Source organism: Microbacterium sp. HMWF026, from assembly GCF_003061325.1.
Taxonomy (GTDB): domain Bacteria; phylum Actinomycetota; class Actinomycetes; order Actinomycetales; family Microbacteriaceae; genus Microbacterium; species Microbacterium testaceum_E.
Genome location: NZ_QAJB01000178.1, coordinates 1 through 10,644, shown reverse-complemented (window position 1 = coordinate 10,644; position 10,644 = coordinate 1). Strand labels below are relative to the sequence as shown.

4 protein-coding genes are annotated in these 10,644 nt (G+C 73.1%); 2 read left to right on the top strand and 2 right to left on the bottom strand.

Annotation, left to right across the window (positions count from 1 at the left end; translation table 11 throughout):
* Positions 1-71 precede the first annotated feature (71 nt).
* Together DBR36_RS07500 and DBR36_RS07495 are read right to left on the bottom strand one after the other, a co-directional pair.
* On the bottom strand, positions 72-836 hold the full coding sequence (locus DBR36_RS07500; protein WP_108318257.1) for a hypothetical protein: 765 nt from the start codon (positions 834-836) through the stop codon (positions 72-74).
* Complete coding sequence (locus tag DBR36_RS07495) at positions 833-2,146, bottom strand: nitrous oxide reductase family maturation protein NosD (protein ID WP_219927629.1); 1,314 nt, start codon at positions 2,144-2,146, stop codon at positions 833-835. Before DBR36_RS07495 ends, DBR36_RS07500 begins: the two co-directional genes overlap by 4 nt.
* A 300-nt stretch (positions 2,147-2,446) precedes the next feature.
* On the opposite strand from DBR36_RS07495, the gene DBR36_RS07490 reads away from it, so the two are divergent.
* Together DBR36_RS07490 and DBR36_RS07485 are read left to right on the top strand one after the other, a co-directional pair.
* Entirely contained in the window at positions 2,447-9,334 is a 6,888-nt protein-coding gene (locus DBR36_RS07490) for an SdrD B-like domain-containing protein (RefSeq protein WP_146185277.1), read from the top strand.
* 80 nt (positions 9,335-9,414) lie between these two features.
* The coding region (locus DBR36_RS07485) for a hypothetical protein (protein WP_146185276.1) at positions 9,415-10,644 on the top strand (1,230 nt) is incomplete at its 3' end.

Genomic DNA, 10,644 nt, shown 5'->3' with positions numbered 1-10,644 from the left:
GCCCCACAGCAGCCCCCGGCGCGTCACCCCGGGAGCGACGGCATCGGCGGAATCGGCCCCGCGCTCGGCGGTCATCCCGCCGCTCCCGTCGTCCGCGCGCCGCCGAGGTCGACGCCCGGGGCGTCGGCGAAGTCGATGTCGATCCACGACCCGCTGCCACCCAGGCGCACGGCGGCGCGGCGCATCACCCCCTGGTCGTCGAGCCAGAACCGCGTCGTCGCCGCCTCGGGGTCGACGGTCTGTCCCGCGGGGAGCGGGTTGTCCGACAGCGGACCGGCGAAGACCGTGACGGGTGCATCGTCCAAGGTCTCCTGACCGAGGGCGAGGGCGCCGCCCTGTCGCAGCAGCAGCGGGTTGTCGGGGCGGTCGGAACCGAGCGAGGCGATCACCTGCAGGACGGTGTGCAGCCGGGAGTGCGTCGCCGACAGCGGCGAGCTCTGCCAGGAGTCGCCCAGGGGCACGGCATCCGGGACCGGCAGCGGCGGGGGAGCGGCGGCGTCGGTCGCGACGGGCGCGTGTGCCGAGATCGCCGAGGCGTCCCACAGCAGCAGGGCGTTCGGGCGGTCGTCCGCCGACAGGGCGGCGTAGCCGGTGAGCGTGGCGTAGTCGAACCACCCCTCGAGGTGCAGCGTCGTCCCGCTGTCGTCGAGGTCGACCCGCACCGCGCGCGTGCCCGCGTCGAAGTTGCGGAACCGGGCAGCGGCGAGCAGCTCGGACTGCTCGGCGCTGACGGGCGTCGCCGTCGGCTCGACCACCGGGGCGGCGGGAGCGCACGCGGTGAGCAGTGCGAGCACCAGAGCGAACCCGCCCGCCGCGACGAGCCGCCCGCGCGTCACGGCCGCGCCCGGTCGGCGAAGAGGTCGGCGGGAGGGACGGCGATCGCGGCCCGGTCGGGCAGGGCGACCGACGCGGGCAGCACCCGCGCGGGGGCGTCGACATCGCCGAGGTCGGGCTGTGCGGGAGGAGCGGCGACCTTGAGGAAGCTCATGCCGGGCGGCACGTCGAGGGCCGGCAGGGCGGCGCGGTCGGCGGCCGGCTGCACGCCGCCGGGACAGGTCGACAGCAGGTCGCTGGGCAGTGTCGACGGGGTACCGTCGCTCACGCAGTTGCCCGCGGCCTGGGCCCTCGCCATCGAGATGTTGGCGAGATCGACGCCGTTGCCCGCCCAGACGGTGCCGGTGAAGACGTTCCCGATCGCGGCGAGGTCCTCGTTGCCGCTGAGCAGGACGCCCGCGCGGGGATTGTCCTGGATGCGGTTGTTCTCGATGGCGTTCTCGGTCCCGCCGCCGATGCCGATGCCGACGCCGAAGCCGCCGTCGGCCTGCGCGGGCGACTCGGCGCGGGCGTTGGCGCTGATCAGGTTGCCGGCCACGACGTTCGCGCGTTGCGGGGTGAACGCCTCCTGGTAGTTGGACAGCAGCGTCATGCCCACCCGGTTGCCGCTGAAGCGGTTGCCGACGACCCAGACGCTGTCGGAGGCGTTCGCGTTCTCGAATCCGACCGCGTTGTTCTCGGCGACGTTGCCGGTGACCAGGATGCCGCAGCCCTCGCACTGGCCCACGTAGATGCCGCTGTCGGCCGAGCCCGAGGCGTAGGAGTCGCGGATGACGCCGTCGTGCGCGTCGAAGGCGTACAGCCCGTAGAGGCCGTTGTCGTACGCGGTGACGTGGTCGATCGAGAAGCGGCGGACGGGTGGAAAGGCGGCCGGGTCGAGATGGGTGTAGCCGTCGACGCCGTGCGCGCTGGGTCCGTTCTCGTCGTGCAGCCCGGTGACGAGCACCCCGTAGAACGTCGCGCGGGTCACCGTGAGGTTCTCGATGCTGATGCCGTCGGCGATCGCGACCACGCCGTAGGAGCGGACCCCGCCGCCGTCGATCACGGTGGCGTTGCGGTCGGTTCCGCGCAGGGTGATGTCGGGCCTGTCGATGAGCACCTGTTCGTCATAGGTCCCGGGCCCGACGAGGACGAGTCCCCCCTGAGCGACGCGCGAGACGGCCTCCCCGATCGTGGGCACGTCCTCGGGAACGCGCACGGTCTGCGGAGCCTCGGGGGTCGCCGCGGGCGCGCACGCCACCAGGGAAGCGGCGGCCGATGCGGCGACGAGCAGGATCGCGAGGGTGCGACGAAGACGGGTCGGGTTCGGCACGAGCCGGAGTTTAGTCCTCGCCGCGCGGGCGACCGTGTGGGGGACGCCGAACGGCCCTCGACGGGGTGAAAAGCCGGGTGAAATGTCGGGTGACGACCTATGCGTGGGTATGCACTTCGCCATGCTGAACCCCGACGGGTCGTTCGCGCCCGCGCTCACCCGACGCCTCTGCTGATCCGAGACGGAGTCGCCCGCGCACGGACCGTCATCCACAGCCGCGGAGTCCGTTCGCGCCGCCGGAGCACCCCGTGCTCCCGAGCGAGCGCACGCGGCCCGGTTCCCAGGGGGAGAACACACAGCATGGATGCCACACGCCCGCAGGTGCGTCGCCTTTCGACGTCCACCCGTCCGCGCACCGCGCGCTGGCGCGCACCCCTCGCGATGCTCACCGCGGCGGCTCTGGCCCTCGGCGGCGCGGTCGCCGTCGTCGGCTCCGCGGCCCCCGCGAGCGCGGCCACCGGCCAGGTCAGCGGTACGGTCTTCCGCGACTTCAACGCCAACGGCGTCCGCGACACCGGCAACGGCGCGGGATCCGGCAAGGCGAACGACGTGGGGCTCGCCGGCGTGGCCGTCACCGTCACCGACGGCCACGGCGCCGTTCTCGCGCAGGGATCGACGTCGAGCCAGGGCACCTACGCCCTCGCGACCGGGGTCGCGGACGGCACCCCCGTGCGCGTGCAGTTCTCGGGATGGCCGAGCGGGTTCCAGCCCTCCGGCACCGGGGGCCAGAACGCCACGAACGGCACCAGCCTGCAGTTCGCGGCATCCGGAGCCTCCGGCGTCGACTTCGCCCTCAACAAGCCGGGCGACTACTCGCAGGACAACCCGCCGCTGCTGACGGCCGTGCAGCGCGCCGGCGACCCCGCCCGCGCGACCGACAAAACCGAGTGGTCGACCGGACCCGCCGTCGCCGGCACGCCCTACAGTGCGAACGGCACGGGCACGCAGAACGGGTTCCCCGGGCGCGTGGCGCTGGCGACGTTCCACGAGGTCGGCGCGGTCAACGCGGTGGTGTTCCAGAAGTCCACGAACAGCGCCTGGGCGTTCGCCGTCTACAAGCGTCAGTCCGGACTCGGCCCCCAGGGCCTGGGCGGTCTGTACCGCATCTCGGACGTGGTCGATTCGACCGGAGCGCCCTCGGCGGCGGGCACGGTGACCGGCTTCGACGTGCGCACCCTCGGGGTCGATCTGGGCACCGTACCCACCAACTCCGCGCGCGGGCTGACCGGGCCGCAGGACGCGGCGCGCGACGCCGACGCCATGGCCAAGGCCGGCAAGGTCGGCTTCGGGGGCGCGGCCATCAGCCCGGACGGCTCGACCCTCTACTTCGTCAACCTCAACGACAAGCGCCTGTACGCCCTCGACGTCGCCGACCCCGCGAAGTCGCCCACCCTGAAGGGCTCGTGGTCGCTGGATCTCGGCGTCGGCCAGCGCCCCTGGGCGCTCACGATCGACGACGGCACCGTCTTCGTGGGCTACGCCGACACGGGCGAGACCGCTCAGGGCGCACAGCCCGGCACCTCCGCCGCGAGCGCCGGCCTGCACGCGGGCGTGCTCTCGGTCCCGCTGAGCGGCCTCGGTTCCGCGGCGTGGACCCGCGTGCTCGATGTGCCCCTCGGCTACACCAAGGGGCAGGTGGCCGACTGGGCGACCTCGACCAACAGCAACCGGTGGAACACCTGGACCGACACCTGGCGCTGGACCGGCGGCAGCGTCATCGCGGCGACCACGTGGCAGATCTACCCACAGGCGATCCTGAGCGGCATCTTCCGCGACGAGGACGGGTACCTGCACCTGTCGTTCGCCGATCGCACCGCGATCCAGGGCGGCAACCGCAACCTCTCGTCGGACACGGGCTCGCAGCTGTACGAGACGGGCTCGGGCGGCGACCTGCTGGTGGCCGCACCCCGCCAGGACGGCACCTACGCGCTCGAGAACGACGGTCGAGTCGGCACCCGGCAGACCCAGTTCGGCGCGAACGCCGAGGGCCCCGGCGGCCGCGAGTTCTACGCGGACTCCAACAATCTGGGCACGGGCGGGCACCACGAGAACTCCCTCGGCTCGGTGGTCGGTCAGCGCGGCACGCGCGAGATCGTCGACACCACCTTCGACCCCCTCGACCGCGTGCGCCTGAGTGGTCTGAACTGGTTCTCGATCGACAGCGGCCGCTCCGCGCGCGGCTACGAGCTGACCGCCGACGGCGGCTTCGGCGCCGACTCGGCCGGGACGTTCCAGAAGGGCGGCGGCCTCGGCGCCGTCGCGCTGCTCGCCAAGGCCGCACCCGTCGAGATCGGCAACCGCGTGTGGTTCGACGCCGATCAGAACGGCATCCAGGATGCCGACGAGCCCGCGATCCAGGGCGTCACGGTTCAGCTCTATGCCGCCGGCGGCACCACCCCCCTCGCGACGCAGACCACCGACGGCCGGGGCCTGTACTACTTCCGCTCCGACCGTGACGGCTTCGACCCCAACGGCTCGTACACGGTGACCTTCGTGCAGCCGACGCAGGGCTCGCTCGCCCTGCGCGGGGCGAACGCCTCGACGTTCGGCACGATCGACTGGTCGCAGGCGGCGTTCACCAAGGCCGGCGTCTCGAGCACGACCGGCTCGGCGGCCGATCCCCGCACCGGTTCGGCGGCGGTCGCCCTGCGCGGGCCCGGCATGAACGTGCACGATCTGGATGCCGGCTTCGTCGCGCAGCGAGCGATCGACGTGGGCAAGGTGGTCGACGCCGCGGGCGGTGCGGCCGCCGCGGGCCAGACCTTCACCATCGACGTCGCGGCGCGCACCTTCCGCGGCGATCCGATCACCCTCGCGCAGAGCACGTTCGAGCTCGCGGACGGTGCGCGCTCGCCCGAGATCACGGTGCCCGTGGGGGCCGCGGTACGCGTGAGCGAGAACGAGCCGTCGACCAAGTCGGTGGCCATCACCGACCCCTCGGGAGCGGCGCACACCGACTGGTACACCGTCACGGGGACCGGCAAGACGCTGGCGTTCCGCGTGTCGAACACGCTGTACAAGCCGGGTTCGATCGAGGTGTCCAAGGCCGTCACGGGCGCGTTCTCGCTGTCGTCCGCCGAGCTCGCGGACGCGGAGTTCACCGTGGCCTACGCCTACACGGGCGGATCCGGCACGCTGACGCTGAACAAGGCGAACGGCTGGAAGAGCACCGCGGGCCCGCTCCCGTACGGCGCCGTGGTCACCCTGACCGAGACCGCGAAGACGGGTCAGGCGGCAGCGGTGGGCTTCGGCACTCCGACGTGGAGCACGGGTGCCCAGAACGACGGCTCGGCGAAGGTCACCGTCGGCGACGGCACCACCACCCGTGTGACCCTGACCAACCCGACGACGAAGCTCGTCGGCGGCTTCACCGTGAAGAAGGCCGTCACCGGCTCCGCCGCGGACCGCGTGCCCGGTGGCACCACCTTCACCGCCGAGTACTCGCTCGACGGGGGTTCCACCTGGACGGCTCTCACCCCGATCGCCGACGGCGAGACGGCGACCGGACCGACCGACATCGCGGCGGGGACGACCGTGCTCCTGCGCGAGGCCGCGCGTCCGACGCTGGACGACGTCGCCTGGCAGACCCCGGTCTTCTCGGGCACGGGCGTGACCGCGAAGGGCGACGGTACGGCCGCGCTGGTCGTCGCCGACGGCGTCACCGCCGCCGTGGCGCTGCAGAACCCGACCGAACCCCGGAACGGCCAGTTCTCGATCACGAAGGACGTCACGGGTCCGGGCGAGACGCTCGTCGACACCGGCCGCGACTACAGCGTGAACTACTCCTCGGCGAAGGGCTCCGGCACGCTGACGGTGAAGAACGGCCAGACGACCTCGTCGCCCGCGCTCCCCACCGGGACCGTGGTCACCCTGACCGAGGTCGCCCCGACCGGCGGTCTGCCGGCGGGCGCGACCTGGGGCACCCCGGTGCTCCGCGTGAACGGTGCCGAGCAGGCCAACGGGACGACCATCACGATCGGCGACGCGACCATCGTGGCCGTCACGGTCGAGAACCCGACCACGGTGACCCCGAGCGTCGACATCCGCAAGGGCGACGGCACGGCCGACACGGCGACGATCGCCCATGAGGCCGACACCGTCGCCGAGGGGCAGACCTTCCGCCCCGGCGAGACGCGCGACGTCGTCATCCGCGTCACCAACACCGGACCCGAAGCTCTGCGCGACGTCGTCGTGACCGACGAGACCCTGTCGGGTGCCGCGGTCACCGGCCTGGTGTGGACGGCGCCCGACGGCACGGTGCTCACGCCCGTGGCCGACGGCGCCACCACCTCGGCGCGCTGGGAGCAGACCTTCGGGTCCGGGACCGCGTCGTTCGCGCCCGGAGCCGTGATCGTCGGCCGCGCCACGCTCACCGTCGGCGCCGCGGGGGCCGCGGCCCACCAGGACCGCGCCACGGTCGCGGGCACGGGCGCCCTGTCGGGAACCCCCGTCACGGCCAAGAACGACTACAACGCCTTCGTCGGCGGCATCCAGGTGATCAAGTACGACGGGCAGAAGCCCGATCCGGCGATCGTCGACGCCGCGGGAGGGTGGGTGACCCCGGCCAAGCCGCTGCTGGATCCGACCCAGGATGCCAACACCACCGCCACCGCGGTGAAGCTGCCGGTCGACACCGCGCGTCCCGTGCGCTGGGTCGTCACCAACACCGGCGACACCTGGCTGACCGACGTCACGCTGACCGACACGACGCTGGCCGGCCCCGCGATCGGCGCGGACTGGACCGCCGACCTGTCCGGAGTGGGCGGACCGAAGGACTACTCGTTCGCGAAGAACGGACCGTGGACGGGCACGTTCGCCCCGGGCGCCTCGTTCTTCGCCACCGGAACGCTCGCCCTGCCGGCTGAGAGCAGCCACACCGACCGCGTCGACGTCGTCGGCACCGTCGTGGTGCCCGCGACGGACGACGACGGCGTTCCCACCGGTCGGCCCTCGGTCGTCGACGGTGCGCCCGTCGCCGCGAAGAAGGCGGACGGATCGCCCTACACGGTGGCCGACGACGATCCGTTCAACGCCGTCACCGGCGTCGGACCCCTCGTCGACATCCGCAAGGGCGACGGCGCGGGCGCGACGATCGCGCACGAGGCCGACACCGCCGCGTCGGCTGAGGCGTACCGGGGCGGCGAGACGCGGACGATCGTGTTCCGCGCCGCCAACACCGGAGACGAGCCCCTCGTCGACGTGACGCTCACCGACCTCACGGTCTCGGGGGGCGAGGCGAGCAACCTCGTCTGGACCCTGCCCGACGGCACGCCGCTCGCCGGCACGTGGAACGCGGACACGCGGACCTGGTCGGCGACCTGGGCGGGCCCGTGGGCTCCGGGAGCGGTCATCACCGGCTCGGCGCAGCTCACCCTCGGGGCGTCCTCGGCTCCGCACGTCGACCGCGCCACGGTCGACGCCCGCGGCGCGGCATCGGGCAAGCCCGTCACCGCGCGCAACGACTACCACGCCTTCACCGGCTCGACGCAGGTCATCAAGTACGACGGTCAGAAGGCCGACCCGGCCGTGAAGGACGCCGCGGGCGGGTGGATCACCCCCACCAAGCCCCTGGCGGATGCGGCCCAGGATGCCAACGACGCCGACCACGCGGTCGAGTACCCCGTGTCGACGGCCGAGAAGGTGCGCTGGGTGGTCACCAACACCGGCTCCACCTGGCTCACGAACCTGACGCTGACGGACACGACCCTGACCGGGCCCGCGATCGGCGATGACTGGACGGCTGATCTGTCGGCGTTCGGCGGCCCCCGGGCGTACTCGTTCGTGAAGAGCGGACCGTGGACCGGGGCCCTTCCCCCGGGCGCGTCGTTCTTCGCCGAGGGGACGCTGACCCTGCCCGCCGAGCAGCACCACACCGATCGGGTCGACCTCGTCGGCACCGTGGTGGTGCCCGCGGTCGCCGCCGACGGAGTGACACCGACCGGCCAGCCGCTGCGCGACGACCGAGGATCCCTCGTGACGGCCACCGTGGCCGATCCCGCCGACCCGTCCGCGCGCGTGCCGTTCACCGTCGGAGACGACGACCCGTTCACCGCCCGCACCGGCGTCGGCCCCTACGTCGACATCGAGAAGGGCGACGGCACGGGCACGACCATCGCGCACGACGCCGACACGATGGGCGATGCCGCGCAGTATGCCGCGGGGGAGTCGCGCACGATCGTCTTCCGCGTCGAGAACACCGGCGACGAAGACCTCGTCGACGTCGTGCTGCGCGATACCACCCTGTCGGGAGCCTCGGTGCAGGCGCTCGTCTGGACCCTGCCCGACGGCAGCACGGTCGACGCGCAGCAGAAGGACGGAGTCTGGACCGCTCGCTGGACCGCGACCTTCGAGGGCGGCGCGGTGTTCGCGCCCGGTCAGGTCGTCACCGGCGCGGCCACGCTGACGGTCGGCGCGGATGCCGTGCACACCGACCGTGCGTCGATCGATGCGCGCGGCGCAGCCTCCGGCGTCCCGGTCGGCGACGACGACGAGTACAACGCCTTCACCTCGGGCATCCAGGTCGTCAAGTACGACGGGGGCAAGAAGGACCCGGCCGTGAAGGATGCGTCCGGTCGGTGGATCACTCCCGTCAAGCCGCTCGTCGACGCGGTCCAGGATGCCGACACCCGGGACTCCGCGGTCACGTACACGGCCGATAAGGCCGGCGTCGTGCGCTGGGTCGTCACGAACACGGGATCGACGTGGCTGAGCGCGGTCGACCTGCGCGATGTGACCGACCGGGGACCCTCGGTGTCGTCGTGGACGGCGGACCTCAGCGCCTTCGGCGGCCCGGCGTCGTACGACTTCGTCGCGCAGGGCACCTGGCATGGGCTCATCCCGCCGGGAGCGTCGTTCTTCGCCCAGGGCACCCTGACCCTCGCCGCGGGCCAGACGCACGCGGACACCGTCACGGTCGAGGCGACCCCCGTGGTCCCCGCGGTCGACGCGGACGGTGTGCCGACCGGTGACCCCGCGATCGACGCCGGTGGGACGCCGGTGGCCGTGCGCGACGCGGCGGGAGCCGTGGTCCGCGTGTCCGACAGCGACCCGTTCTGGGCGCTGGTCCCGGTGCCGCTGGCGGTCACGGGCGTCACCGCCCCGCTGGTCCTCATGGGGGCGGGCGCCCTGCTGGCGCTGCTGGTCGGTATCGCCGTGCGGATGGTGCTCCGGCGGAGACGCGTTGAGTGAGAGGCGGTGCCGTTCCGCGTCGCGGAACGGCACCGCCGCCGACTCGGGTGCTCATGGGCGATTGCGCTATCTTGACGGCGATGCGTGATTCGTCCAGGGGGCCGGGCCAGGACCGGGGGCTGCGCTCCCTGTCCGAGCGCGTCGTCACCGGCGTTTTGCCGACCGACCCCCCGCCGTCGGTGCTCGACCTGGAGCTGCTGCTCTCGGTCGAGACGGGACCCACGCCGCGGCGGTGGGTCGAGGCGAGCGCGCGGACCCTCGAGGCGATCCTCATCGCCCGGTGCCACCTGGACGACGTCGAGAGTGCGCTGCAGCTGGTCGACACGCACTTCGCCGAGGGGCGGCTGCGCGTCCCCGGGTCGCTGCACCCGGCGACGCGGTCGACCCTGCTCGCAGCGGCGTCCGAGGTGTACTCGGCCGCCGGCCAGCCGCGGCGCGCGGGGCTCTACGCCGCCTCGGCGGTCGCCCACGCCGCGACGGCGCCGACCCGGTATCGCGCGCACGCCGTGAGGGCACTGGCCTACGCGTTGAACGGCGAGTACGACGCCGCCGGACGGGCGATCGAGCGCTGCCACGAGCTGGTGGCCGAAGCGGGCTGGTCCCGCGTGTACCGCGACTACGCGCTCATCCTCGCCGAGGTCCTGTACGCGTCGGCGGTGCTGGACGCCCCCGCCCTCGCCCGGCTCTCGGAGGAGCTGCAGGCGACCGCCCCGGCCGACCCGTTCTGGCAGTACACCGCGCGCGCCGCCGACGCGATGCGCGCGCTCATCACCCGCGACTACATGAGCGGTCTGGCTCTGCTCACCACGCTGGTGGGAGGCGCGGACGCGCTCAAGAGCCACACGATGGTGCGCGGCTTCGCCCTCGGGGTCTTCGCCGACACCCTGCTGGCGCGCGGCGAGGTGCGACGCGCGCTCGCAGTCATCGACGGCGCGGAAACACCCCGGGAGCACGCCCTCTGCTACGGGATGCAGCGCGCGGCCGCCTACCTGGCGCTCGGCCGGGACCGCTCCGCCCTGAACGCCACGGACGAGTGCATCGCGACGGGGGCGGACCACTGCGTCCGTACGCTCGTGCCGGTGCTGGTGCGCCGGTCGATCGCGTTCCTGCGCCTGAACAACCCGACCGCCGCCCTGGCCTCGTTCGAAGAGGCCTTCGGTCTGCGGGTGGGGCTGGGGGAGTCCTTGGCGCCGTTCATCGCGCTGCCGTGCGAGCCGCTCGACCAGCTGCTCACGATGCTCGTGGAGCGCCGGCCCGACGTCGCCGATGCGGTGGCGGCGGTGCGCACGGGTCTGGCGGCCGTTCCCACC

Excerpts from the sequence above, each read along its gene's own strand:
- DBR36_RS07490 (WP_146185277.1), top strand. The coding sequence starts at position 2,447 with ATGGATGCCACACGCCCGCAGGTGCGTCGCCTTTCGACGTCCACCCGT.